This window comes from Pseudomonas sp. QTF5 (assembly GCF_000512695.2).
In the GTDB taxonomy this organism is placed as follows: Bacteria; Pseudomonadota; Gammaproteobacteria; order Pseudomonadales; family Pseudomonadaceae; genus Aquipseudomonas.
Map to the genome: position 1 here is coordinate 117,264 of NZ_AZRW02000010.1, position 23,350 is coordinate 140,613.

At 56.8% G+C, this 23,350-nt stretch carries 27 protein-coding genes, 1 tRNA gene and 1 pseudogene; 13 read left to right on the top strand and 16 right to left on the bottom strand.

Features of this window, described 5'->3' with window-relative positions; all coding sequences use genetic code 11:
* Positions 1–8 precede the first annotated feature (8 nt).
* From IC37_RS10855 to IC37_RS10865, 3 genes are all read left to right on the top strand, one after another.
* Positions 9–82: transfer RNA gene (locus tag IC37_RS10855), tRNA-Gly, on the top strand.
* A gap of 328 nt (positions 83–410) precedes the next feature.
* A complete protein-coding gene (locus IC37_RS10860) occupies positions 411–1,976 on the top strand; it encodes a Fic family protein (protein WP_030132677.1) in 1,566 nt (521 codons plus the stop codon).
* A gap of 345 nt (positions 1,977–2,321) precedes the next feature.
* Positions 2,322–2,882, top strand: coding sequence for an NAD/FAD-utilizing enzyme apparently involved in cell division (locus tag IC37_RS10865; RefSeq protein ID WP_081729441.1), 561 nt, complete (start codon positions 2,322–2,324; stop codon positions 2,880–2,882).
* 31 nt (positions 2,883–2,913) lie between these two features.
* Here the strand turns inward: IC37_RS10865 and IC37_RS10870 are convergent, their stop codons facing one another.
* The 5 genes from IC37_RS10870 to IC37_RS10890 are packed head-to-tail and all read right to left on the bottom strand — an operon-like array spanning position 2,914 to position 7,942.
* Entirely contained in the window at positions 2,914–3,231 is a 318-nt protein-coding gene (locus IC37_RS10870; protein WP_030132679.1) for a cytochrome C oxidase subunit IV family protein, read from the bottom strand.
* Positions 3,232–3,244: 13 nt separating this feature from the next.
* Entirely contained in the window at positions 3,245–3,958 is a 714-nt protein-coding gene (locus tag IC37_RS10875; protein WP_030132680.1) for a heme-copper oxidase subunit III family protein, read from the bottom strand.
* 6 nt (positions 3,959–3,964) lie between these two features.
* Positions 3,965–4,654: a cytochrome c oxidase subunit 3 gene (locus IC37_RS10880; protein ID WP_030132681.1), complete on the bottom strand. Its 690-nt coding sequence runs from the start codon at positions 4,652–4,654 to the stop codon at positions 3,965–3,967.
* Positions 4,651–6,426, bottom strand: coding sequence for a cytochrome c oxidase subunit I (gene ctaD, locus IC37_RS10885; RefSeq protein ID WP_030132682.1), 1,776 nt, complete (start codon positions 6,424–6,426; stop codon positions 4,651–4,653). The genes IC37_RS10880 and ctaD overlap by 4 nt, the downstream gene beginning before the upstream one ends.
* Before the next feature lie 49 nt (positions 6,427–6,475).
* Positions 6,476–7,942 (bottom strand): cytochrome c oxidase subunit II, encoded by a 1,467-nt coding sequence (locus IC37_RS10890; protein WP_030132683.1) that lies wholly within the window; start codon positions 7,940–7,942, stop codon positions 6,476–6,478.
* A 311-nt stretch (positions 7,943–8,253) separates the two neighbouring features.
* Between IC37_RS10890 and IC37_RS10895 the strand changes: the two genes are divergently transcribed.
* From IC37_RS10895 to IC37_RS10905, 3 genes are all read left to right on the top strand, one after another.
* Entirely contained in the window at positions 8,254–8,589 is a 336-nt protein-coding gene (locus IC37_RS10895) for a hypothetical protein (protein ID WP_030132684.1), read from the top strand.
* 268 nt (positions 8,590–8,857) lie between these two features.
* Positions 8,858–9,037 (top strand): type II toxin-antitoxin system HicA family toxin, encoded by a 180-nt coding sequence (locus IC37_RS10900; protein WP_030132685.1) that lies wholly within the window; start codon positions 8,858–8,860, stop codon positions 9,035–9,037.
* A 36-nt stretch (positions 9,038–9,073) separates the two neighbouring features.
* On the top strand, positions 9,074–9,481 hold the full coding sequence (locus IC37_RS10905) for a type II toxin-antitoxin system HicB family antitoxin (RefSeq protein WP_030132686.1): 408 nt from the start codon (positions 9,074–9,076) through the stop codon (positions 9,479–9,481).
* 48 nt (positions 9,482–9,529) lie between these two features.
* Here the strand turns inward: IC37_RS10905 and tam are convergent, their stop codons facing one another.
* Positions 9,530–10,300 (bottom strand): trans-aconitate 2-methyltransferase, encoded by a 771-nt coding sequence (tam, locus tag IC37_RS10910; protein ID WP_030132687.1) that lies wholly within the window; start codon positions 10,298–10,300, stop codon positions 9,530–9,532.
* A gap of 393 nt (positions 10,301–10,693) precedes the next feature.
* On the opposite strand from tam, the gene IC37_RS10915 reads away from it, so the two are divergent.
* The 4 genes from IC37_RS10915 (at position 10,694) to IC37_RS10925 (ending at position 12,804) form a co-directional block, all read left to right on the top strand.
* Positions 10,694–11,197, top strand: a complete 504-nt coding sequence (locus tag IC37_RS10915; protein WP_007903283.1) for an inclusion body family protein — start codon at positions 10,694–10,696, stop codon at positions 11,195–11,197.
* 125 nt (positions 11,198–11,322) lie between these two features.
* Positions 11,323–11,862, top strand: coding sequence for an AidA/PixA family protein (locus IC37_RS10920; RefSeq protein WP_030132688.1), 540 nt, complete (start codon positions 11,323–11,325; stop codon positions 11,860–11,862).
* 143 nt (positions 11,863–12,005) lie between these two features.
* Complete coding sequence (locus IC37_RS29960; RefSeq protein WP_158225657.1) at positions 12,006–12,374, top strand: hypothetical protein; 369 nt, start codon at positions 12,006–12,008, stop codon at positions 12,372–12,374.
* Between the two features lie 31 nt (positions 12,375–12,405).
* Positions 12,406–12,804 (top strand): low affinity iron permease family protein, encoded by a 399-nt coding sequence (locus IC37_RS10925; protein WP_030132689.1) that lies wholly within the window; start codon positions 12,406–12,408, stop codon positions 12,802–12,804.
* A gap of 54 nt (positions 12,805–12,858) precedes the next feature.
* On the opposite strand, the gene IC37_RS10930 is transcribed toward IC37_RS10925, so the two are convergent.
* The 6 genes and pseudogenes from IC37_RS10930 to IC37_RS10955 all read right to left on the bottom strand — a co-directional run.
* Positions 12,859–13,362 carry a DUF4142 domain-containing protein gene (locus IC37_RS10930; RefSeq protein WP_030132690.1) on the bottom strand — a complete coding sequence of 168 codons (504 nt, stop codon included), beginning with the start codon at positions 13,360–13,362 and terminating at the stop codon, positions 12,859–12,861.
* Positions 13,363–13,435: 73 nt separating this feature from the next.
* Positions 13,436–13,591, bottom strand: coding sequence for a KGG domain-containing protein (locus IC37_RS30955; RefSeq protein WP_008014777.1), 156 nt, complete (start codon positions 13,589–13,591; stop codon positions 13,436–13,438).
* Between the two features lie 116 nt (positions 13,592–13,707).
* Positions 13,708–15,057, bottom strand: coding sequence for a GGDEF domain-containing protein (locus IC37_RS10940; protein WP_030132691.1), 1,350 nt, complete (start codon positions 15,055–15,057; stop codon positions 13,708–13,710).
* Between the two features lie 103 nt (positions 15,058–15,160).
* Complete coding sequence (locus IC37_RS10945; RefSeq protein WP_030132692.1) at positions 15,161–15,799, bottom strand: LysE family translocator; 639 nt, start codon at positions 15,797–15,799, stop codon at positions 15,161–15,163.
* A gap of 64 nt (positions 15,800–15,863) precedes the next feature.
* Positions 15,864–16,280, bottom strand: coding sequence for a fosfomycin resistance glutathione transferase (gene fos / locus IC37_RS10950; protein WP_030132693.1), 417 nt, complete (start codon positions 16,278–16,280; stop codon positions 15,864–15,866).
* 199 nt (positions 16,281–16,479) lie between these two features.
* A pseudogene (locus IC37_RS10955) lies at positions 16,480–16,773 on the bottom strand (MFS transporter); the annotation flags it as partial.
* A 129-nt stretch (positions 16,774–16,902) separates the two neighbouring features.
* Between IC37_RS10955 and IC37_RS10960 the strand changes: the two are divergent.
* Positions 16,903–18,069, top strand: a complete 1,167-nt coding sequence (locus IC37_RS10960) for a multidrug effflux MFS transporter (RefSeq protein WP_030132695.1) — start codon at positions 16,903–16,905, stop codon at positions 18,067–18,069.
* Here IC37_RS10960 and yiaY read toward each other — a convergent pair.
* The gene (gene yiaY / locus IC37_RS10965) at positions 18,066–19,214 is read right to left on the bottom strand and encodes an L-threonine dehydrogenase (RefSeq protein ID WP_030132696.1); all 1,149 of its coding nucleotides are present in this window, start codon (positions 19,212–19,214) and stop codon (positions 18,066–18,068) included. The genes IC37_RS10960 and yiaY overlap by 4 nt on opposite strands.
* Positions 19,215–19,371: 157 nt before the next feature.
* Between yiaY and IC37_RS10970 the strand changes: the two genes are divergently transcribed.
* Positions 19,372–20,391, top strand: a complete 1,020-nt coding sequence (locus IC37_RS10970) for a DUF4917 family protein (RefSeq protein WP_030132697.1) — start codon at positions 19,372–19,374, stop codon at positions 20,389–20,391.
* Between the two features lie 222 nt (positions 20,392–20,613).
* On the opposite strand, the gene IC37_RS10975 is transcribed toward IC37_RS10970, so the two are convergent.
* From IC37_RS10975 to IC37_RS10985, 3 genes are all read right to left on the bottom strand, one after another.
* Positions 20,614–20,958: a YegP family protein gene (locus tag IC37_RS10975; protein WP_030132698.1), complete on the bottom strand. Its 345-nt coding sequence runs from the start codon at positions 20,956–20,958 to the stop codon at positions 20,614–20,616.
* 191 nt (positions 20,959–21,149) lie between these two features.
* Entirely contained in the window at positions 21,150–21,455 is a 306-nt protein-coding gene (locus IC37_RS10980) for a ribbon-helix-helix domain-containing protein (RefSeq protein WP_007903755.1), read from the bottom strand.
* Positions 21,456–21,468: 13 nt separating this feature from the next.
* On the bottom strand, positions 21,469–22,050 hold the full coding sequence (locus IC37_RS10985) for a DJ-1/PfpI family protein (RefSeq protein ID WP_008010833.1): 582 nt from the start codon (positions 22,048–22,050) through the stop codon (positions 21,469–21,471).
* Between the two features lie 350 nt (positions 22,051–22,400).
* On the opposite strand from IC37_RS10985, the gene IC37_RS10990 reads away from it, so the two are divergent.
* Positions 22,401–23,321 (top strand): DMT family transporter, encoded by a 921-nt coding sequence (locus tag IC37_RS10990; RefSeq protein ID WP_030132699.1) that lies wholly within the window; start codon positions 22,401–22,403, stop codon positions 23,319–23,321.
* Positions 23,322–23,350 lie beyond the last annotated feature (29 nt).

Sequence of the window (23,350 nt, forward strand, 5' to 3'; positions counted from 1 at the left end):
CGCTCTGAGCGGGTGTCGTATAATGGCATTACTCCAGCTTCCCAAGCTGATAACGAGGGTTCGATTCCCTTCACCCGCTCCAATCGAATTTTTGTCTCACGTCAGTTTTTGACGGGAGATGCAGGAACAAAAAAAACCGGCCTCGATGGCCGGTTTTTTTTGTGTCTGGGATTTGGTGGAATCGGGCTCTGAGACATCCCTAATTTTCGTCCATTATCCGCTGATCGATGAGTAAGTGCGCTCGGGCGTTAACGACTGCCCTGAAGTCTGTTAGCGTTTTTTTCGAAAAGCACGGATTTATTATCAAATTTCATCAGGCGTTAATGTTTTCACATCTATGAAAATTAACGTTTTCGCATATGATCGATCTTCTGTTAGCGTTTTTCTTGCCCCAGTAAAGGATTTCGTCAATGCAAGTCGGTTTCAAGACCCTCGCGAACCGTTACGACATCGCACTGGCACAACCTCTACGAGTCGACTCGATGATCGGCACTGTACGTGTCAGTCGCGAAAGTGACGGAAATGTGGAGAACCGGTATCCGGTCAGCTATCGGCCCGCAGACGATTTCGCAGGACACTTCGAATTCGGCCTCAAGTACGAAGAGATCCATCTCGAGTTCTTCGCCCGCCTGTTTGCGGCCATAGGTCCGCTGCCTGTCGAAGACTGGTGTCGACGGGAGCCATTCGGCCAGTACGCCCGTCGCACCGGATTCCTCTACGAATGGCTGACAGGGGAACGTCTGGATGTGCCAGACGTGAACAATGGCGGCTATGTTGATGTTCTTTCGCCACAAGATTACCTGACTCGTCGCGAAGCACTACGAACGCGGCGTTGGCGGATCAATAACAATCTGCCGGGGACGGCTGAGTTCTGCCCCATGGTTCGTCGTACGGCGTCAGTACAGGAAGCTCTGCAATTCGATCTGCGCGAGGCATTGGATGAATTGGATCAGGCCTTTGGCCCCGACATCCTGATGCGTACCGCCAGTTGGCTGACGTTCAAGGAATCTCGCGCGAGTTTTCTCATCGAAAAGGAAGCCGACCAGGCCGATCGCATCCAGCGGTTTGCCCATGTCATTGCCCAGTACTGCGGACATATCGAAGACCCGTTGAGCGACGACAGCCTGCACTCCCTGCAAGCCGGTATTCTGGGGCGTGACGCCATTGGACTGGGCTTGCGGTGCTCCCCTGTGTTTGTGGGACAGGCCACGATGCGCGAGGACATTGTGCATTACATTGCCCCCCATTTCGCGGATCTTGCGCAGCTATTGGCAGGACTCAACGAGTTTGAGGTCGCAACGCGTGGTGCGGAGTCAGTGGCACGTGCCGCTGTGTTGGCATTTGGCTTCGTGTACATCCATCCCATGCGCGATGGCAATGGCCGGATTCATCGCTTCCTTATCAACGACACCCTGATTCGGGATAAGGCAGTGCCCGACGGCGTGATACTGCCGGTATCAGCCACAATCACGAGTTCGATCGACTTCAGGGCCGGCTACGACCGTACGCTAGAAGTGTTCTCGCGACCGTTCATGCGACGTTACGCAGCGGCCTATCGGTTCGGCGAACTCGTGACCTACAAGGACGGGACTCGCAGCAACTTCATCTTCGATGAGTACGAGGACGCACGCTTTGCCTGGCGGTATCCAGATCTGACCGAACATGTCCTGTACACCGCACGCGTCGTCGAGCAAACGATTCGAAAGGAAATGGCGGATGAAGCCAGAGTACTGATGATCTTTCAGCGAGCTCAGGAGCAGCTGAAAGAGGTACTGGAAATGCCAGACCTGGATGCGAACCGCATCATCCGCTCCATCAAGGAGAACGGCTGGGTGGTGTCCGGCAAGCTAAAGAAAGGGTACCCGCAGCTTGAAGATGAGCGCATGGCGGGACGCGTCGTGGAGGCAGTGCGTTCTGCGTTTGAGGATCGAGAGATGGGTGCAGGCGAAGAAGGATCTTTCGGCGAATCCGACTAAAGCGCTGGGGTGGATCAGAAAAAACCGGCTTGATGGCCGGTTTTTTTGTGTCTGGGGGTTTAGGGGCTTGCAGCGACTGCTTTGAATATCCAACTCCAGGTTCCGCCCTCGTCGAGCGAATTTATTAATGGCACCTCGACCCAGAATTCGTCGAACTGCGCTAGGCCCTGCAGCTGCATCTCAGGTCTTGACGTTGCCAGCTCATCATGCTAGCGGGTGCTATACTTCTTTCGAATTGCATGAAGTATGCAACGTTCCCCACGGGCACAGATACCGACTGCAAATCTCAGTTAACGGCTGCACGACAGAGGAGGTCTACAGCCAACACGAGATGGGAGGTGTGGCATGAATCGGCACTATTACATCAGCGACAATCTCGACGATCTTGAAGCCGTTGAAAATGAACTGGAAGCCAACGGCATCAATACCGAACAAATCCATGTGCTCAGTGAACAAGTTGCTGATGTTGAAGAACATCACCTCCACGAGGTTAACTCGTTGATGAAACAGGATGTTGTTCACTCTGGCGAGATTGGTGCTGTGGTCGGTGTGCCACTCGCGGCGCTGGTTCTTGGCGGCGCCTATTGGATGGGCTGGACCGAATCCGCCGCAGGCTGGGTGCCTTTTATCTTCCTGGCCATTGTTGTATTTGGCTTCTGCATCTGGGAAGGCGGCTTTCTTGGTATCCAGGTGCCGAACGCTCACTTCCGCAATTTCAAACAGATGGTAGATGAGGGAAAACATATCTTCTTCGTGGATGTTGAACCGAATCAGGAATCGGTATTGGACCGGGTAATCGAACATCATCCAACGCTGACGGTCGCCGGCACGGGAACGGCAGCCCCCCACTGGACAGTCGCCTGGCAGCACAAATGGCACCAGTTCAAGCGAGTGATATCGGGTTAGCCCTGGAGACTCATGGCCATTCGGAAGCTGCTTATTGGCCGAAGGAAATGACCCGGCTGAGGAAAACATAGTCTGCCTCGGTGGCCATCAGTCCGACGAGCACCAGTAAACACAAAGGTGGCAACAATATGGCGTAGACCATGGTCAACCGTTCCCAGGCCATGTGCATGAAGATGGAGACAATTAAACCTGCCTTCAACAACATGAAAGTGATAATCAGGGACCACCGAAGGTAGCCATGGAAGTGGAAATAGTCGACAAGATACGACAGCGTGCTGAGGACGAATAACAGCCCCCAGATTTTAAGGTACAAACTGATTGGATGTTGCTGACCCTGAGCATGTGCCATCACCTGTGCTCCTCTACCATAAATAGAAGAAAGCAAAAATAAACACCCACACCAAATCCACGAAGTGCCAGTAGAGCCCGGCTATCTCGACATTCTGATAATTTCCAGAGCGCTCATAATCTCCCCGCATTACTTTCAGCGCCACAATGCCGAGGTAGAGGGCGCCGATTGACACATGCAGTCCGTGAAAACCGGTAATCATGAAAAAGCTCGCACCAAATTGCGCCGCCCCCATTGGGTTCCCCCAGGGACGCACCCCTTCTGCGATGAGCTTGGTCCATTCAAATGCCTGCATGCCGACGAAGGCCACACCCAAGGCTGCGGTCGCCAGCATCAGGGCAGCGGTTTTCGCGCGATCACGGCGATAGGCGAAATTAACGGCCATGGCCATGGTGCCGCTGCTGCTGATCAGCACAAAGGTCATGATGGCGATCAAAATAAGCGGGATTTCTTTACCGGCAATCGTCAATGCGAACACTTCACTGGGGTTCGGCCAGGCGGTGGTGATGGTCATGCGTACCGACATGTAGCCGGTTAAAAAACAGGTGAATATAAAAGTATCGCTGAGCAGAAATATCCACATCATCGCCTTGCCCCAAGGGACCTGCTTGAAGACCTCTCTATCCGAGGCCCAGTCGCTGGCGATGCCCTGCCATCCCGGTGCAGGCGGTGAGTCTGGTGGATTGGATGAACTGGACTCGTCTGGGGCAAGTGGGAGCGATGCCATGGCTTTTCACCTCAGGCCGCAGAATCTGGCGATGGCTTCATAGGTTTGCGGCGTGCTGGCCAGCAGAGCGAATAGCACGAACCAAAGACCCAGTAAGTAATGCCAATAGATGGTACAGAGCTCTACGCTGACGCTGAGTTGCGCCAACGGCACGTGACGCAGGAATTTAGCGACGATTATGCTCCAGGCTATCAGCCCGCCCAGCAGGTGGAGCCCATGCAGGCCGGTCAACAGGTAGAAGAAACTGTTGGCCGGATTGCTGGCGACAAAATAGCCCCAGGCGACAAACTGCTGCCAGACCCAGAGTTGCCCCACTAGAAAGGCAATGGCAAATACGCCCCCCAATGCAAAACCAATGACTGTTGCGCCCAGTCGAGCCTGTCGGGCAGCCATGCGCGACCACTGCAAGGCAATACAACTGAAGACCAGAAAAGCCGAATTCAGCCATAACTGCCAGAGATTGGCTAACGGCGCCAAGGGGTCTGTCAGGGGGAGCCAGTCGGCCATTTGTGAACGGGCAATAAAGGCGAACAGGAAGAGAAAGAATAACGAACTCACCACGACCAGAAACAAGCGCAGGCCCACTCTTGCAGTTTGGCGTCTATCGGCACCCTCGGCCTGAATACCTCCAGGGTCGCGACTCCAACTGCCGCCGGGGTCAGCACCGTCGGCGTTTCTTAATAGAAGCCTGCTCATGTTTTAACGTCCGCTATCTTGGTTCCGGCACTCAGTTGCCGCATTTGCTCCAACTCCTCGGCGGAGACCGTTTGCGGAACGAAATCCTGCTCTATCCCCGGCACACTGTAGTCATAGGCCCAGCGATGCACGACCGGCAACTTCTCACCCCAGTTCCCATGTATCGGCGGGGTATTCGGCGTTTGCCATTCCAGACTGGCCGCGCCCCAGGGGTTACTGCCTGCGGGCTTGCCCTTAAATGCACTCCAGGCCAGGTTGAACACGAACAGCAACTGGGAAACGCCGACGATCAATGCGATCACCGTAATGAAGGCATTCAACTCTTGCGCCGATTGCGGGATGAACGCGTAGTTTTCATAGGCGTAATAGCGGCGTGGCATACCCTGAAAACCCAGGTAGTGCATGGGGAAGAAAATGGCGTAGGTGCCCAGAAAGGTAATCCAGAAATGCAGCTTGCCCAGGGTGTCGTTCAACATGCGCCCGGTGACTTTCGGGTACCAATGATAAATGCCGCCGAACACCACCAGTACCGGTGCGACCCCCATGACCATATGAAAATGGGCCACGACGAAATAGGTGTCCGAGAGCGGTATATCCACGATCACATTACCGAGAAACAACCCGGTCAGACCGCCAACCAGGAAGGTGACGATAAAGGCCAGGGCAAACAGCATCGGCACGGTCAGATGGATGTCGCCCCGCCACAGAGTCAGCACCCAGTTATAGACTTTCAGTGCGGTCGGCACCGCGATGATCAAGGTGGTGACGGCGAAGAAAAAGCCAAAGTACGGGTTCATTCCGCTGACATACATATGGTGCGCCCAGACCACGAAGCTGAGTACACCGATCGCAATAATGGCCCACACCATCATTCGGTAGCCGAAGATATTTTTACGCGCGTGCGTGCTGATCAAGTCGGAGACCAGACCAAACGCAGGGAGAGCAACGATGTAGACCTCCGGGTGGCCGAAGAACCAGAACAAGTGCTGGAATAATATTGGGCTGCCACCCTGGTGATCGATCTGCTGCCCCAGCGAGATCATCGCCGGCATAAAGAAGCTGGTGCCCAACAACTTGTCGAACAGCATCATTACGGCACTGACGAACAACGCCGGGAAAGCCAGCAAGGCCATGATCGAGGCCATGAAAATTCCCCATACGGAGAGCGGCATGCGAAACAATGTCATGCCGTGCGTGCGCGCCTGCAACACCGTGGTGACGTAGTTCAACCCGCCCATGGTGGCTGCAACAATAAAAATAGCCAGTGAGACGAGCATCAGGACGATGCCCCACTCGACCCCCGGTGTTCCCTGAGAAATGGACTGTGGCGGATAGAGCGTCCAGCCCGAACCGGTGGGGCCGCCAGGGACAAAGAAACTGGAGAGCAACACCACTACCGCTAGCAGGTAGAACCAGTAACTCAGCATGTTGACATAGGGGAAGACCATGTCGCGGGCACCCACCATCAGCGGGATCAGATAGTTGCCGAATCCACCCAGAAACAAGGCCGTCAGCAAGTAAATGACCATGATCATGCCGTGCATGGTCATAGCCTGATAGTAAGCACTGGCGTCCATGAACTCCAAACTGCCGGGGAAGCCAAGCTGTATGCGCATCAAGCCGGACAACACCACAGCGATAAGGCCCACGAATATAGCCGTCACGGAATATTGAATGGCTATGACCTTGTGGTCCTGACTCCAGATATATTTGGTCAGGAAGCTTTTGGGTTCGTGCAGTGCTTCTGTTTCGGCTTGCTCCGCATAGGCCATCACGTCATCCTCCTGTCGAAGTTTCGGTGCATTCCTGGCTGCTTTACGGCTACTTCCCTGGCTCCGCCTTGCTCGCATCAGCGTCGGCATTCGCTTTGGATTTGATAAAAGCGATCAGTGCGTTCAACTCCTGATCACTCGGGGTAAAGGCCGGCATGACGGCTGCATAGCCTTTGACGATTTTGGCGCCGGGATTAAGAATCGAATCCTTTATATAGCCCTCATCGGCCCTGATACTCGTACCGTCGGCAAGGGTTACGGTCTCGCCATAGAGGCCCTGCCAGCTGGGGCCGACACCCTTGCTGCCATCGACACTGTGGCAGGCCAGACAGCCGAGCGACTCAGCCAGCCGCTGCCCCTGCGTCGCCAAGTCGTCACCTCTGTCCAACTTTTCACTGGCAGAAGGTTCTTGCTGCGCGGCACCCAAAGATTTGATCAGGGCGACGACAGCACCCAGTTCATCTTCAGTGAGAGTATAGGCCACCATGACCGGCGGGTAGCCCTGTACCAGTCGGGCCTTCGGATCGAGGATCGACTCTTTGAGGTAGGCCTCATCGACCAGCGCACTGGTGCCATCGGCAAACTGTTCGGTGCGGCCGTACAGCCCCTTCCATCCGGGGCCGAGACGGGTACTGCCATCCTGGCTATGGCAGGCACCGCAGCCGTATTGTTCGACCAACAAGCGACCTTTTTCCAGCACGCTGCCCTGACTGGGTTTGGTAGCTGTCGTTAATGTCTGCGCAAAAGTCGGTTGGCTGTTCAGCCATTGATCGAAGACGCCCTGCTCTTCCACGATCATCTGGCCGCGCATGTTGTAATGACCTACACCACAATATTCAGCGCAAAGGATTTCATATTTCCCGATTTTGGTCGGTGTAAACCAAAAGTACGACACCATCCCCGGCACCATATCCATCTTGCTGCGAATTTGCGGTACATAGAAGTTATGCAGCACATCTTTAGAGCGCAGTAAAACTTTCACTGGCTGATCGAGCGGAAGGCGGACTTCGTTGTTTTTTATCAGCACATCGTCCTGCCCGGCAGGATCTTTTGGATCAAGGCCAAGCGGGTTGATGAAATCAACAAACTTGATATCCGATTTACCCAGCTTCCCGTCCTGGCCGGCAAAACGAAAGGCCCACTGCCACTGCTGGGCGACCACTTCAAGTTCATAAGCATTTTTCGGCACCCGGATGAAATCACTGTAAACCACCAGACCTGGCGCCAACATCGCGGCAATACCTACCGAGGTCACGATAATCAACCATGTTTCCAGTTTTTTACTTTCTGGCTGGTAGTGCGCCCTGGAACCCTCCTTGTGACGATAACGCATCACGGCCACCGCCATGAATACCGTGATGGCGATGAAAAATACTCCGCTAATGATCAGGGTGATGAACAGGGTCGTATCTATTGACCCCCAGTTGGAAGCTGCCGGTGTCGCATGCCAAGGCGCTAGTATATGGAAGAGTACTGATGCAATAACGATTAGTATCAAGACAATTGCTATTGCCATGTTCTCTCATCCTGTTCCTGTTGCTCATTGGTTATGCCAAAGCATCGCCACTGACGTCCAAGCAGGGCTGACAACTACCACCCATCCCGGTGGCAAAGTCAGTGAGAAGTATAGAACCATCGGGCTGTACCGTGAGGTTGGCAAGCGAGGCCCGGTTGCCAGTTATACTCAATTTCAGATGACGGACGGCAGAGATCGGCCAGAAGCCGCCCAAAAGACGAACCCTGCCTATGCGTAGTAGTCAGATAAGTGATGGCATTGAGAACAGACAAAAGCCACCGAATCCAGCAGTCCACGACGGAGGTTTTGTCATGAGTACCTTGACGATCGAAGGCTGGTGCAAGCCCAGTCCCGACCAGAAATCCATCCCGACCGGTGAGATCCATTTTTACGTCGATGGCCCCCTCCATCTGCGTCTAGAGCAAGCTGAAGAACGCCTACAGAAGACCCATGAGCCTGAAGCCATGGTCGATGTCGACATGAGCTCAATGGATTTGATCCTGCCAGAGGGGTACGGCCCATTGTCCGACTGCCAAATGCGCGTCTACTTGCAGCACACGCGCGGTCAGTTCCATTTGGTCGGGCATCGAGCGAGCGATGGAAGCTTGATCTACTCCAACGCGGTTTTGATTGATCAGCTGATTTAGAAGCTACTGCTTGATGCTCGGGGAACACAAGAACCGGTCCGAAGTGGCCGGTTTTTTATGCCTGAAATTTGAGCGACCCTCGCCCTTCAGCGCCTCGGCAAAACTCTGCAATACAGGAAGCAGGCCTTCCCCAAGCCATCGCCAAATGCCCTCCTAGACTCATTTCATGCCGCTAGCACATCAGTGCTCAGGACGCTTTGGTGGTTATAGTGTTGATTAGCGAATTACAGTAGGTATAGTAACCACAAGCACACCACAGGGAGGTGATGTGAATAGCCGGTTTTTGATAAGCCAAATCGTTGCAGACGGCTGGTATCTGGTACGAGTCAAGGGGAGCCATCACCATTTCAAGCATCCGACCAAGCCAGGACTGGTCACGGTTCCTCATCCGAAAAAAGATCTGCTCAAAAAAACGGCCATCAGTATTTTGCAACAGGCGCTGCTCTGACGAACCGATGGACTGCGCCCTCGGAGGATAACGAACATGCTTTACCCCATTGCGATTTCCATGGGTGATGACGAGCACGCCTGGGGCGTGGAGGTTCCAGATATTCCGGGCTGCTTCTCCGCCGGGGAAGATCTGGATGACGCGATGGCCATGGCTCGCGAAGCCATCGAAGGCCATTTCGAGATTCTGGCCGAAGACGGATCACCGATTCCGCCCGCCAACAAAGTGACCCTGCATGCGACCAATTCGCAGTACGCAGGGTGTACGTGGGCCGTGGTGGATATCGATGTCACCAAATACCTGGGCAAGGCCCAGAAACTCAACATCACCCTGCCCGGCTACTTACTCAACCGCATCGATGAATACGTACTGCATCATCCAGAAGAGAAAAGTCGCTCCGGGTTTCTGGCCTCGGCGGCACTCAAGGTTTTGCAGCAGGGCTGATTGCCTGAATATCTGGTAAACCAAAGGGACAAACGAGTCCCTTGTTCGTCAGCGCGTCGCCACCATGAACAACCGTGGAAACGGCAACAGCACCGAACCATCGCCAAGCGCCGGATAGGCCTGCTCGATTGACGTCTGGTATTGCTTGAGATACTGCGCCCGCTCCGCTTCATCCAGTGGATCGAGAAAAGGTCGCAAACCGCTGCCCTTGAACCACTCGACCACGCCCGATGCGCCGTCCGCGAGCGGATGAAAGTAAGTGGTTCGCCATACATCGACCCGGGTGCAGTGGGGGCGCAGCATCGAGTAGTAGCCGCCGGCACCATCCATTTCCGTTCGCTGACCAGCGGCCCTTGCCAGTTTGTCAGCCCAAGGTCCGTTCGCTGCGACCTCACGCATCAATCGGTGCGACGGTTCGTTGAGGTTGTCGGGCATCTGAATCGCCAGACTGCCGCCGGGTGCGAGCCTGGCCACCAATGACGGGAGCAACCGGGCGTGATCGGGCAGCCACTGCAGTACTGCGTTGGCGAAAATCACATCGAAGGGGCCGGTCTCGTCCCAGGTATCAATATCAGCGGTGTCAAAACACAGGTGAGGCAAGCGCTTGCGGGCGGCCTCGATCATATCGGGGGAACTGTCCAATCCGCGCACCACGGAATCGGCAAAACGCTCCACCAGCAGCTCGGTCGAATTACCGGGGCCGCAACCAATGTCGATTGCCGAACGGACGCCGGACGCCGGGATGGCGGCCAGCAAATCACGCGCCGGGCGTGTGCGCTCATCTTCAAAAGCTACGTATTGTTTGGCGGACCAACTCATATCGTTCTCCTGTGCATTGTTCAGCCAGAGGCAGACAACTGGTTCGCTACGATACATCGAGCGCAGTGCTCTGCCCTATCCCGACTTTTGGAGGGCATTGAGGATCTGAATGCGCCTTCTCTTATCGCCAAATCAATGGAAATCATAACCAAAAGAACCGTTCGTCGTCCCGCCGGCAAAGCAATTTTGACAGCATGAAAATGGCATCTATAGTCCAATCGCGGCCCGTTGGAAGGAACCCAACACGTCATTTAAAGGCAAGGAGCAAGGCCAGCTCGTACCCCGTGATCGAGTGGGTTCCCCAGTAGTGTGTTAGCAACGGCCGCAAGGCAAACAAGCGTTGTCGTACCTGGTAGGTAGCCAGGTAATCACTATGTTCAAAGGAGCTTTACTATGTCTCGAGTCACGGATGTACTTGTTTCCATCGACACTGAAACCATTCTGAAAAACTACCCGAACATCAGCAAAAACCCTGCTGCGCCGACGATGATCGACGTCAATCATGTGTACATGGTGACCAATCAGAACAACGTGGTGAGTGGCCAGGCCGGTGGCGAGCTCAACTTGAAAGCCCAGGTAGGCGATTTGATTCGCTGGCGTGAAGCCAGCCTGTCGCTGGGCTTCGAGCAAGCAGTGATTTTCTACAAGTTCGTCGGTAACGCAGGCAACGAGTTGATCTCTACGCCCACGCCACGCAAGGCTACCGCCTCCTTTGCAGTCCCGAACACCAGCAATCCGTCGGTACCCAGTTGCCAGAAGGTCGATAACCATTACTGGTCTTCGGAAACCCTTGCCTGCGGCAGCGTGACCTATCACTTCCAGTTTCTGATCGTGAATCGCGACTGCCAGATCATCGGCTGCTGCACATGGGATCCGTTCATTACCATCCGTAACTGATGCCGGGCTGGGCCCCTTGGCAACGAGGGGCCTACCGAGCTCGTTGCCGCCTCGGCTGGAACAGGATGTCTCACTTGAACCGAAGCGGTTACCGTATTGCGTCACCATCATGAAAGGAATCCATGATGACTTCCGAACCGATTACCTCCTCTTCGGCGGGCGCCGTGACAGCCAATAGTGTGCTGCTGATCGTCGATGCCGAATCGCTGCTTTCACGCTATCCGCAACCCAGTCTTGAATCGCAGAACCCGACTGTGATTGAAGGTGGTTTCATTTTCCCCGTGAGTAGTAGCACGACGACACAAAATGCTGAAAATGACAGTAAAATAACCCTGACAGCCAGCAACGGAAAGGTCTTCCATATTCGCGGCAGGACCGTCAGCCTGCTGACTGAACATACTGTGGTACTTCACGACCTGACGGTGGACGATGCCGGGGTCCTTTCGCCGCCCAAACTGATCGTTCACAGCGACCAGACAGTCCCCGCGCCCGACCCCGCCATCCCGACCCAACCGAGTAGCCATAGCGCCGATGATCATTACTGGGAGTGTTCGCAACTGAGCACGGGCGTGACAGTCTGCGAACTGAGTTTCATGCTGATCAATCAGAGCTGTGAAGCGGTGGGGTACTTCAGCTGGAAGACTGAGGTGACGCTGTCGGCGTGAATAGATATGCAAAAAAACCAATACCAACCTGTGGGAGCGGGCTTGCTCGCGAATGCGGTGTGTCAGGCGATATCAATATTGACTATGCCGCCGTCTTCGCGAGCAAGCCCGCTCCCACATGGATTGCGCTTAACTGATTGGTATTGGGTATCAAGGGTCGGTTTCTTGGTGTGCACAACGGTAGAAGCTCCTTACCGCTATTTACTATCCGCCCCCTTCTCCTGCATCTGCACCGAAGACTTGGTTCCATCGGTGTTGTCTTTGGTCTCGTTATCCGAGTTATCGAAGCAGCCCTGCAACGCAAGCAGGCAGCAGCAGCAAAGGTAAAACGTGCGAGCGAGATTCATGTTGTTCTCCAGTTTCATGGGCTTGAAGTAGTGACCCATGTCGGTGGAAATGGTTGCGACTTTCTCGGCCCCGAACGATCAGCACTGACAGAGGGTTCAGCGCACCGATTTCTCATCCCCGCAGGCAATATTCAGCAGAATTTTCATCATGCCCGTGCTGTCTGAAAATCAGGCGCATCCCTATGAGGATACGGCAATGAAATTCGCGAAAATCGCACAGAAACTCGCCCTGTGGGCCGGCTATCCCCGGACTTTTCTGGGGGCGATCTTTCTGATTGTACTTTGGGGTTTGAGCGGGCCGATTTTTCATTTCAACGATACCTGGCAACTGATCATCAACACCTCGACCACCATCATCACCTTCCTGATGGTGTTCCTGATCCAGAACACCCAGAACCGCGACACGGACATTTTGCACTTGAAGATCGATGAGTTATTGCGAGTAACGAAAGAAGCGCAGAACGCGATGCTGGGGCTCGAATCGCTGGATATCAAACAGCTGGAAGAATTGAGAAAGAAATACCGCACCCTCGGCGAGGGCGAAACGATTTCCCTGGACGGCACTGTTGTCCCGGAAACAAAGAAACAGGAATGAATGAATTGAGCCATCGCCCGCGGGTGACCGGCGACGTCACCCGCGCCATTGGTGCTAACGACTGGCTTGCAGCTCTCTGGCCATTTGCAGGTGGTTTTGCAGTTTGGGCAGGGTTTCTTCGGCGAACGCTTTGATTTGCGGTACGTCCGTGGTCTGCGCTTGTTGTTGAAGCTGCTCGATGGCCTCTTGGGTGGTTTTCACCTGACTGGCAACATAGGCTTGATCGAAGGACGCGTCATCCTTCACATCCGGTATCAAGGCTTTGGCTTTGTCGACCACTTCTTCGCGGGGCGCGACCGGCAAATCGAGTTGCTTGGCAATTTTCGCCAGATGCTGGTTGGCGGTGGTGAGGTCGTTGATCACCACGATGGTGTAATCCTTAACCTGTTTGGACTCGGTTTTCTGGTGCGCCAGGCGACTGGCTTCGATATCGGCCATGCCTTTGGCCGACGCTTCGTTGATGAATTCGGCAGCTGACTGGGCAAAGGCACTGCTGGCAAACAGACCCAGTAACGTGACAAAACTGATATTGCGTAAACGGGTGGCCATCCGGCTCATGGTCGCGCCCTCCTTCTTTGAAAATTCCAACGGGGGCTTTCGCCCCCGTCTTTTAATAAAACCACCTTCACTATTACCGGGATTTCTGACCACCTTTGCGGCCCATGCCGCCTTTCGCGGAGTCTTTATCAACGGTCGTCGTGGTGGTTTTCCCACCTTTGCGACCGGCTTCAGACGCCTTCGTTCGATCGTGGGCACTACCCGGACTTGGATTTTTTGAAGTAGGCATGGTTCTCATCCTCTTGGTGATGATTGCTGCGAGCAGCCGCCCGCATAGAATAAGAATTTCCATCGCCAAAAAGGTTTAGAAAAACTGGCAACGCTGCGACGAACGGTGACGGGCTTTCAGGCCCCGAGACGCAGGTGCTGCTGGCGCTTGGCGCTGTACATCGCCTCATCGGCATGCCTGAACAGCTGGTTTTCTTCAGTCCCATGTTCGGGGTAACGCGCAACGCCGATGCTCGGCTGGATTTTCAGGTTATGCCCGTCCAGGCGCAGAGGCTGAACCAGCACCTGGCGGATTTTTCCCGCCACACTCTCTGCATCCTCGGCGGCGTGAATGCTGTGCAACAACACGACAAATTCATCACCGCCGATACGCGCTACGGTGTCGGTTTCGCGCACGCAGCCCTTGAGCCGATTGGCGACCGCTTGCAACAGCATGTCGCCGACCGCATGACCGTGGGTGTCGTTGACTTGCTTGAAGCGGTCGAGGTCGACGTAGAGCAATGCCATTCGACCGGAGTCTGTCCGGGCCAGCGCCAGTGAGGCCTTGAGGCGTTCGCGCAGCAATTCACGATTGGGCAACTGAGTCAGTTGGTCGTACTGGGCCATACGTTGGAGCCGGGCATGCAATTGCTTGCGCTCGATAGCGGTCGCGACTTGGGCGCAAACATACTGCAGCAGCTCCTTGTCTTGCTCGGTGTAACGCTCGCCGCCCGCTACGCTTTTAACGATCAGCGCGCCAATGGTGCCGTTCTGCGAACTCAATGGCACGCCCAGCCAGCAGGGCGAATCCTGGCCCGCGACCAGTGCCGCAAACCCCGCCGGCGGATCGTTCTGATCCGGGGTCAGCAGAAGCGGCAGGCCGCTGCGGATCACTTCACTGCAAAGACGTCCGGTCACCGTCCCGGGCTGCTCGGGCTGCGGCTCACGGTCGTCGACGTGATAGGGAAAATTCAGCTGCGCGCAGTGCTCGTCATACAGCGCCACGGAGAAATTCAACGCCGGGAGCCATTCGCCGATGATCGAATGGACGCGTTTGAACAGCGTCAACAGATCTTCCGCCGCGTGGGCCGCTTCGGAGATCGCATACAGCGCCGCTTGCCGGGACTCGGCCTGTTTGCGCTCGGTGATGTCGCGCGCCACGGCAATGCGCAACTGATCGACCTCCGACCAGCGCGCCGACCAGAGAATGTGCACCACCCGGCCGTCCTTGCGCAGGTAACGATTTTCAAAGTTGAGCTTGGGCTCACCCTCCATGATCTCCCGCGCGGCATCGAGGGTGCGCTGTCGGTCGGCGGGATGCACCAGGTCGATCATCGGCTGGCCGATCAACTCGTCGGGGGTGTAACCGAAAATGCGCTTGCAGGCCGCGCTGACAAAAACGAAGCGACCTTGTTTGTCCACCGCACAGATGGCATCCAGCAAGAGGTCGATGTAGCTCGCCAGTGGGGCGGAATTTCTGCTTTCCATGATACCGAGAGCGTGTCCGGACAATGCAACATTGAACAAACCTCCCTGACCGGTCATACGCCCGAGCGATGACTGTGCAGCTGACGCTTCCCTGCGATCAGCCTCAAGCCTTGTTCGTCACCAGCCCCGGCAGCGCATGCACCAGGGCATTGATGGCAAAACCGATGAACATTACCCCGCACAACCGCGTGATCGCCAGTTCATGACGCTGATACAACGTGCGCACCTGACGCGCACCGACGATGCCTATGAGAATAGCGTAGGCCATAAGGCCACCGACGAAGCTCAGGACGATCAACCATGGCAGCATCGACCAATGCAGCAATTCTGCACGGCTGGACAACAGCGCAGTAAAGGTCGCCACCGCCACCGGGTATGCCTTGGGGTTGGTCAGACCGAACATGATGCCGTGCCAGAACGGCTGCCGCGCCAGGCCTTGAGGTGCATCGGCATTGCCGCGGCGAGCCCGGACCGCGCGCAGCCCCAGCCAGAACAGGTAGAGCCCACTGAATACGCCCAGCACATCGAACGCGGTGCTGCCGATTTCCCGCGCACCGACAATCGCGATCAGTGCCGTGCTGCACCAGACCACATCGCCCAGCAAATGCCCGCACAGAAACCCCGCTCCGGCTCGCCGCCCGCGCGCCGCGCCGATGCCGAACACCGCCAGAACACCCGGCCCCGGCGTGATGCCATAAATGAAGCCCGAGGCGAGAACGGCCATTAGCAGCGATGGAGTCATGGGAATTCCTGTTGAAACGCCGGGTGAATGGACGCAAGTCTATCCCAGGACCCCGAGCATCGACTTAACGATCGTCGAAGAACCTCATCCCCGCATACGGCCGTTGCCGACAAGCCGCCAGCCGCGACGCCAGATCCCCGACATGCGCCTCAAGCTTGTGCCCGTCCGGGTCGAGAAAATAGAACGACGCGCCTTCGCTGCGGTTGTCCCGCCATTCCCGCACGTTGGCGGATCGCAGGCGTTCGACGAACAACGGGAAGTCCGCAGAATCGATGCTGAAGGCGTAATGGGTGTAGTCAGCGGCGGGGGCGGACTCGCGCAGCGGATCGAGGGAAAGGCACAGCCACAGACCGGGTAATGAGAGATAGGCGCCGGTGTCCCACGTGGCTTCAAGCTGAAGTTGCAGCAGATCGCGATAGAACGCCACGCTGCGGTTCAGGTCGGTGACGGCGAGGGTCAGGTGGTTGAGGCCGGTTAGCATGGGTTTAGTAACCTTGAGGCTGGTTCCGACCGGAGCGTACAACTTAAACGTCCTTGAGCGTAGAACCACGAGTGCTTTGTTGCTGTGAGTCCGTCTTCGCGAGCAAGCCCGCCCCACATTTAACCGTGTCCAACTTTGGAATTCGGTCAAGTGTGGGAGCGGGCTTGCTCGCGAAAGCGGTTTTCCTGACGCCGCAGTTTCAGAACTTATCGAGCGTGCGCAGCTTCTGCGGCAACCCCCACAGCAACAACGCAGCAGCAATCAGCGCGGCGACGCCGATGACGTACAGGGCCGGCGTGGTGCTGCCGGTCAGGTCCTTGACCCGCCCGACCATGACCGGGCTGACGATCCCACCGAACTGGCCGAGGGTGTTGATCACCGCGATCCCGCCAGCGGCACCTGCGCCGGCACCGGCCAGCAGTTTCGGCGGCAGGGTCCAGAAGCTGGGGATGGAGGCGATGATCCCGGCACCGAGCAAGCCTATTACGTTAATATCCGCCTCTTTGGCAGCCTCACGCGCCGACATGGAGACGACGCTGATACGCCATTTCTGCGAACTCATCAGCGAGCTTTTACGCACTCACGGCCGGGACATCGGCAGCTGAAACTCAGGGAAGATCAAATGAAGATCAGCACCACCCTCCTCATCACCTGCTGCACGGTTTTTCTCGCTCAATTGGGCATGAGCATTTATCTGTCGGCGCTGCCGGAAATTGCCCGGGATTTAACCGCCGATGCCTCGCAGGTTTCATGGGGGCTGGCGGTGTATCTGATTGGCATGGCGCTGCCGATGCTGTTCTGGGGCAGCCTGGGTCAGCGCATTGGCCGTAAACCGGTGTTGCTCGCGGCGCTCGGTATCTATGGGGTGGGCAACCTGGCCCTGCCCTTGGGCCAGACACTGGAGTCGTTCCTGTTTTTTCGACTGATTCAGGGTGTAGGCGCCAGCGGAATTTCGGTCATGGCCCGGGTGCTGATCCGCGACAGTTTCCGCGGCGATCTGCTGGCCAAGGCGTTGTCCTGGATATCGATTTCCTTTGTGGTGGCGCTGGGTATCGGCCAATACCTGGGGTCGATTATCCAGATGGCGCTGGGTTGGCCGGCGATTTTCTACTTGTTGGGTGGCGTAAGCCTGTTGATGGCGGTGGTGGTGGCGCGGGTTACGTTCCCGGTGCTGGCAGCAGAGAACACACTGTCATCCGCCTGGACCAGCTACTGGCACATTCTGGGCCATCGGGCCTTCCTGTTGCCGGCCCTTGTTGGCGGCTTGGGGTACGGGGTAATCGTCGCATTCAACACCGCGGCTCCGTTGATTCTGCAAGGCCCCTTCAACTGGTCGGCAGTGGAATACGGATTGTTGGGTTGGCCAATCAGCGCGGCCTATTTTCTCGGGGCTGTGGCGGTCAATCGCTTTGTGCTACGTACCGGTCAGCGCCAGCTGATGACGGCAGGCGTTGGGCTGGTACTGGCCGGCAGCGCAGTCATGTTACTGGGTAGCATCGCCGGTACGTCGATAGCGCTGCTGTTCTGGTTGCCCTATTGTTTTGCAGTGTTTGGCCAGTCATTGAATTACCCGATCAGCCTGTCCCTGGCCAACGAAGGCTCGCCGGTCGGCGGTGCTTATGCGATGGCATTGAGCGGTTTCATTCACCAACTGATGGCCGCCATTATCGGCGGTATCGCCAGCCTGATCGCAAGCCAGCAGGCATGGCCATTGTCGCTGCTATGCACCTTGCTGGCCGTGGGCGCGCTGCTTTGCGTAGTGTTCGCGCCCGGCCGTCGAACCACTTAGAACGCGCTGCGGAAAATCTCCTCGATCTGCCGCTGATCCGCCGGCCGTGGATTGGTCAGTCCGCAGGCGTCTTTCAGGGCATTGCTGGCAAGCACCGGGATGTCGTTGAGCCTGGCACCGAGCTCTCGTAAACCGGCGGGGATTTCCACGTCCCTGGCCAGGTTGCGAATGGCCGCGATCGCTGCCTGCGCGCCCTCCTCCGGGCTGAACCCGCGAATGTCGGCGCCCATCGCGCGGGCAACATCGGTTAGGCGGTCAGCGCAGACCAGCGCGTTGAAACTTTGCACATGAGGCAGCAGCACCGCATTGCACACGCCATGAGGCAAGTCGTAGAACCCGCCCAACTGATGAGCCATCGCATGGACATAACCCAAGGATGCATTGTTGAACGCCATACCAGCGAGGAACTGCGCGTAAGCCATGTTTTCCCGCGCGATCATGTCACTGCCCTCGCGTACGGCCAGGCGCAAGTTATTGCTGATCAAGGTGATGGCTTTCAGTGCACAGGCATCGGTAATCGGATTGGCCGCCGTGGAGACGTAGGCTTCGATGGCGTGGGTCAGTGCGTCCATGCCGGTGGCGGCAGTCAGGCCCTTGGGCATGGCGACCATCAGCGCCGGATCGTTGACTGACAGCAGCGGCGTGACGTTGCGATCGACGATGGCCATTTTCACGTGACGGGATTCGTCGGTGATGATGCAAAAACGGGTCATCTCGCTGGCAGTGCCGGCGGTGGTGTTGATCGCGATCAGCGGCAATTGCGGTTTGGTTGACTGATCGACACCTTCGTAGTCACGAATCGTCCCACCGTTCGTGGCGCACAAGGCGATGCCCTTGGCGCAGTCGTGAGGCGAACCGCCGCCCAGCGATACCACGAAATCACAGCGACTTTCCTTGAGCAGGCCCAGGCCAAGTTCGACGTTGGCAATGCTCGGATTCGGCTTGGCGCCGTCGAAGATCACCGAGTCGATGTCCTGGATCGCCAGTTTCCCGGCAATCATCGTCGCCACGCCAGCCTTGGCCAACCCGGTGTCGGTGACGATCAGCGCCTTGCGAAAACCATACTTGCGAATGGCGTCCATGGCTTCGTCGAGGCAGCCGGTGCCCATGATGTTGACGGCGGGGATGAAAAACGTACTGCTCATGCGCGAGTCTCCTGGCTGAAACCGAAATCGGCAACGCTGATTTGGCGGAAGCGCACAGAATCGACCGATCAGTCACGCCGTATGTTGATCTGGCTCAACGACCAGGCATGATAAAGTCGCCGTCCATCAGACCTTTTGCTTTGAGACTTTGATCGCAATGACCGATTTCCAGGATGTCGATGCCCAACTTGAAGACTGGAACGCCTTGCGCACCACCGCCTCTTTCGGCGGCCTGCTGGTGGGTAACGGCGCCAGTCGTGCGGTATGGGACGACTTCGGCTATGACTCGCTGTTCGAAGACGCCCGCACCGTCGAAGAAAAGCCTCTGAGCCAATCCGAATTGAGCGTGTTCGACGCGATGCAGACGCGCAGTTTCGAACAAGTGCTTGGGGCGCTGAAAACCACCAGCCGGGTCAACAAGGCGTTGGCCGTCAGCTCCGCCGCACCGCGCAATCGCTATTACGCGATCAAGGAAGCGCTGATCAATACCGTGCATGCGGTGCATATTCCTTGGCGGTTGGTGGTGCCCTCGACGCTGGCGACGATCAATCAGGAACTGGGCAGCTATCGAACGGTGTTCACCACCAATTACGACTTGCTCAATTACTGGGCGATCCAGCACCGGCCTGACGTCATTACCGATCTGTTCCAGGGCACCGAGCCGCGCTTTGATCTGAGCCTCACCGCGACAGACAAAACCCGGCTGTTGTACCTGCACGGCGGCCTGCATCTGGTGCGCAATCAGGACGGCACGGCGCGTAAGTTGATGTCGACCGAGGGCACGTTGCTGGGCAGTTTCGCCATCAACAATACGATCAAGACCCTCGACGACGTGCCGCTATTCGTCAATGAAGGCCCGACCCAGGACAAGCTCAAGACCATTCGCAGCTCGGATTACCTGTCGTTCTGCTACGACCAGTTACTGGACCATGGCGATGGGCTGTGCATCTTCGGGCATGCTCTTGGCGAGCAGGACAGTCACATCATTCATGCATTGCGCCAAGCGAAGCCGAAGACCGCGGCGATCTCGATTTACCCGCGCAGCAAGGCGTTCATCCAGCATCAGAAGCGGCATTACGCGAAGGTGTTTGAGGGGACGGGAGTGGAGCTGCGGTTTTTTGATTCGAAGACTCATGCGCTCGGTAGTCCCAAGCTGACCGTACCGGTCGAGGTTTAGCGGCGCCGAGGTCGGCCCTTTCGCGGGCAAGCCCGCTCCCACAGGGTTTTGTGAACGCCGCCAAACTAATGTGGGAGCGGCGGTGCGACGATTCGACTTGCTCGCGAAGGGGGCTTAATATTCAACGTAGATGCTGAATGTCAGACCGCTTTCGCGAGCAAGTCGAATCGTCGCACCGCCGCTCCCACACTGGATGTGTATTGGGCTTATCAAGCGGTGTGTTTAGAGCACCGGCAAGGTCTTGTCCTTGATCACCGTGGTCGGGCCGTTGGCCTTGACGCTGGCGATGCCTTTATCTCTCGCGGCATCCGATGAGTAGGATTCGCTGCTGCCGATGATCTGATGGTTGGCAGCCTTGAGGTTGAAGTAAGGATGACCGTCCTTGGTGGTTTTTTTCTCGTAGCGTTCGTCCAGCGGGCTGTTGGCCTGAACCGAGGCGATACCGCCATCGGCCGCACCGCGCGTGGTGTACAGCTCGCTGGTCAGAATGGTTTCGGCATTGGCCGCTTTCAATACAAACTTGAATTGACCGTTGCCGGTTTTGCTCACTTCGTACCATCCAGACATGCTTTTACTCCTTGGTGATTGAGAGGTTTCGCGCTTCAGAGTAAAGACCAAGTCAGGATTTCTGTCGCCTCTACCGGCCCCTTCGCGGGCAAGCCCGCTCCCACATTAGACCGCATCCTTCTGAACAACTCGGTCAACTGTGGGAGCGGGCTTGCTCGCGAAGAGGCCGGTAAGGTCTAAACAAAACCGCCCTATTTCACCGCAGCCCGCACCACCGATAACTCAGGTGTCTGCACCCGTCGCTGGCTCAGATAGCGCATGCAGCTGACCCGCAAGAACGAGGCAAAATTCACCACTTCGCCGCGGTAGTCCATCACCTCTTCATACAGCTTGGCGATCAACTGATTGGTGGTCATGCCGTCGACCTCGGCGATTTCGCTGAGAATGTCCCAGAACTGATTCTCCAGCCGCAGGGTAGTCACCACCCCGCAGATGCGCAGCGAGCGGGAGCGCGATTCGTAGAGAATCGGATCGGCCTTGACGTAGAGCTCGCACATGGACAGTCCCTCGTTACAGCGTGATTTTGGTGCCCAGCAACCCGAGGAAACCGGCCAGCCAGCTCGGGTGCGCCGGCCAGGCCGGGGCAGTGGCCAGATTGCCTTGAACGTGACCTTGCGTCACCGGAATATCGATGAACGTGCCACCGGCCAGACGCACTTCCGGGGCACATGCCGGGTAGGCGCTGCACTCACGACCTTCAAGAATGCCCGCCGCGGCCAACAGTTGCGCACCGTGACACACGGCAGCGATCGGTTTGCCGGCCTTGTCGAAGGCTCGCACCAGGTCCAGGACTTTTTCGTTCAGGCGCAGGTACTCCGGCGCACGACCACCCGGCACCAGCAGCGCGTCGTAGTCCGCGGCGTCTACCTTGGCGAAATCGAAGTTCAGGGCAAACAGGTGGCCGGGTTTTTCGCTGTAGGTCTGGTCGCCTTCGAAGTCATGGATCGCTGTGCGCACGGTCTGGCCGGCGGTTTTGTCCGGGCAAACGGCATGCACCGTGTGGCCGACCATCAGCAGCGCCTGGAACGGCACCATCACTTCGTAGTCTTCGACGTAATCGCCGACCAGCATCAGAATTTTTTTAGCTGCCATGGGGAAGACTCCTCTGGAAAATGCGTGGGCATGCAGGAGTATTCAAGGTAGTCCTTAATCTGCATGGCAGGTAATAACCGACTACTACGCACACCACAGCTTGGATTTGGCTTTTGTGGCGAGGGAGCTTGCTCCCGATGGGTTGCGAAGCGGCCCCCTGCATTTTTTCCAGTCATATCGTGCAAGCAGGTCTTGCGACTGCTGCGCAGCCGAACGGGAGCAAGCTCCCTCGCCACAGGGACCGCGCTTAACTGTACGGATAACTCTGCGCCTATCTGTAACAGAGCAGCGCCTGCGGTTTATGGCTAGATAAAGAAACTTCCCGCCATCCTGAATTCTGGTCACCCATCATGTCCTCGCGCGAAAACACCGGCATGGCCCTCGGCCTGCTCGGCGTCGTTATCTTCAGCCTGACCCTGCCCTTCACACGGATCGTCGTGCAGGAACTTCATCCCCTGCTCAACGGCCTCGGCCGGGCGCTGTTCGCGGCGATTCCGGCAGCGCTTTTATTGCTGTGGCACCGGGAAAAATGGCCCACGTGGAAACAGGTCAAAGGCCTGACGCTGGTGATCGCCGGGGTCATCCTTGGTTTCCCGGTGCTGTCGGCCTGGGCCATGCAGACATTGCCCGCCTCCCACGGCGCACTGGTCAACGGCTTGCAACCGCTGTGCGTGGCGCTATACGCCGCGTGGCTGTCCCATGAGCGTCCGTCGAAAGCCTTCTGGGCCTGCGCAGCGTTGGGCAGCGCGTTGGTACTCGGTTATGCACTGATCAGCGGCGCCGGCAGTATTCAGGCCGGTGATTTGCTGATGCTCGGCGCGATTGCCGTGGGTGGGTTGGGTTATGCCGAAGGCGGCCGGTTGGCCAGGGAGATGGGTGGCTGGCAGGTGATCTGCTGGGCGCTGGTGCTGTCGACACCGCTGCTGATCGGGCCGGTGCTGTACCTGTCGCTGCAACATCAGGGCGAGATTTCGGCCAAAACCTGGTGGGCCTTCGGTTACGTCTCGCTGTTTTCGCAATTCATTGGGTTCTTTGCCTGGTACGCCGGGCTGGCCATGGGCGGCATTGCCCGGGTCAGCCAGATCCAGTTGCTGCAGATCTTCTTCACGATCGCGTTTTCGGCGTTGTTCTTCGGTGAGCACGTCGAGCCGATTACCTGGCTGTTTGCGGCCGGGGTGATCGTGACGGTGATGCTGGGGCGCAAGACGGCGGTGAAGCCCCCTGTGGGAGCGGGTTTGCTCGCGAAGGCCTCATCACATTCAACATCTTAGTTGGCTGCCAGTCCGCCTTCGCGAGCAAG

Excerpts from the sequence above, each read along its gene's own strand:
- IC37_RS10970 (WP_030132697.1), top strand. The coding sequence starts at position 19,372 with ATGACCGATTTCCAGGATGTCGATGCCCAACTTGAAGACTGGAACGCC.
- IC37_RS10985 (WP_008010833.1), bottom strand. The coding sequence starts at position 22,050 with ATGGCAGCTAAAAAAATTCTGATGCTGGTCGGCGATTACGTCGAAGAC.
- IC37_RS10930 (WP_030132690.1), bottom strand. The coding sequence starts at position 13,362 with ATGAGCCGGATGGCCACCCGTTTACGCAATATCAGTTTTGTCACGTTA.
- tam (WP_030132687.1), bottom strand. The coding sequence starts at position 10,300 with ATGAGTTGGTCCGCCAAACAATACGTAGCTTTTGAAGATGAGCGCACA.
- IC37_RS10925 (WP_030132689.1), top strand. The coding sequence starts at position 12,406 with ATGAAATTCGCGAAAATCGCACAGAAACTCGCCCTGTGGGCCGGCTAT.
- IC37_RS10960 (WP_030132695.1), top strand. The coding sequence starts at position 16,903 with ATGAAGATCAGCACCACCCTCCTCATCACCTGCTGCACGGTTTTTCTC.
- IC37_RS10880 (WP_030132681.1), bottom strand. The coding sequence starts at position 4,654 with ATGAGCAGGCTTCTATTAAGAAACGCCGACGGTGCTGACCCCGGCGGC.
- IC37_RS10975 (WP_030132698.1), bottom strand. The coding sequence starts at position 20,958 with ATGTCTGGATGGTACGAAGTGAGCAAAACCGGCAACGGTCAATTCAAG.
- IC37_RS10890 (WP_030132683.1), bottom strand. The coding sequence starts at position 7,942 with ATGGCAATAGCAATTGTCTTGATACTAATCGTTATTGCATCAGTACTC.
- fos (WP_030132693.1), bottom strand. The coding sequence starts at position 16,280 with ATGCTAACCGGCCTCAACCACCTGACCCTCGCCGTCACCGACCTGAAC.
- IC37_RS10980 (WP_007903755.1), bottom strand. The coding sequence starts at position 21,455 with ATGTGCGAGCTCTACGTCAAGGCCGATCCGATTCTCTACGAATCGCGC.
- ctaD (WP_030132682.1), bottom strand. The coding sequence starts at position 6,426 with ATGGCCTATGCGGAGCAAGCCGAAACAGAAGCACTGCACGAACCCAAA.
- IC37_RS10870 (WP_030132679.1), bottom strand. The coding sequence starts at position 3,231 with ATGGCACATGCTCAGGGTCAGCAACATCCAATCAGTTTGTACCTTAAA.
- IC37_RS10905 (WP_030132686.1), top strand. The coding sequence starts at position 9,074 with ATGCTTTACCCCATTGCGATTTCCATGGGTGATGACGAGCACGCCTGG.
- IC37_RS10940 (WP_030132691.1), bottom strand. The coding sequence starts at position 15,057 with ATGGAAAGCAGAAATTCCGCCCCACTGGCGAGCTACATCGACCTCTTG.
- IC37_RS10990 (WP_030132699.1), top strand. The coding sequence starts at position 22,401 with ATGTCCTCGCGCGAAAACACCGGCATGGCCCTCGGCCTGCTCGGCGTC.
- IC37_RS10875 (WP_030132680.1), bottom strand. The coding sequence starts at position 3,958 with ATGGCATCGCTCCCACTTGCCCCAGACGAGTCCAGTTCATCCAATCCA.
- IC37_RS10920 (WP_030132688.1), top strand. The coding sequence starts at position 11,323 with ATGACTTCCGAACCGATTACCTCCTCTTCGGCGGGCGCCGTGACAGCC.
- yiaY (WP_030132696.1), bottom strand. The coding sequence starts at position 19,214 with ATGAGCAGTACGTTTTTCATCCCCGCCGTCAACATCATGGGCACCGGC.
- IC37_RS10895 (WP_030132684.1), top strand. The coding sequence starts at position 8,254 with ATGAGTACCTTGACGATCGAAGGCTGGTGCAAGCCCAGTCCCGACCAG.
- IC37_RS10865 (WP_081729441.1), top strand. The coding sequence starts at position 2,322 with ATGAATCGGCACTATTACATCAGCGACAATCTCGACGATCTTGAAGCC.
- IC37_RS10915 (WP_007903283.1), top strand. The coding sequence starts at position 10,694 with ATGTCTCGAGTCACGGATGTACTTGTTTCCATCGACACTGAAACCATT.
- IC37_RS10945 (WP_030132692.1), bottom strand. The coding sequence starts at position 15,799 with ATGACTCCATCGCTGCTAATGGCCGTTCTCGCCTCGGGCTTCATTTAT.
- IC37_RS30955 (WP_008014777.1), bottom strand. The coding sequence starts at position 13,591 with ATGCCTACTTCAAAAAATCCAAGTCCGGGTAGTGCCCACGATCGAACG.
- IC37_RS10860 (WP_030132677.1), top strand. The coding sequence starts at position 411 with ATGCAAGTCGGTTTCAAGACCCTCGCGAACCGTTACGACATCGCACTG.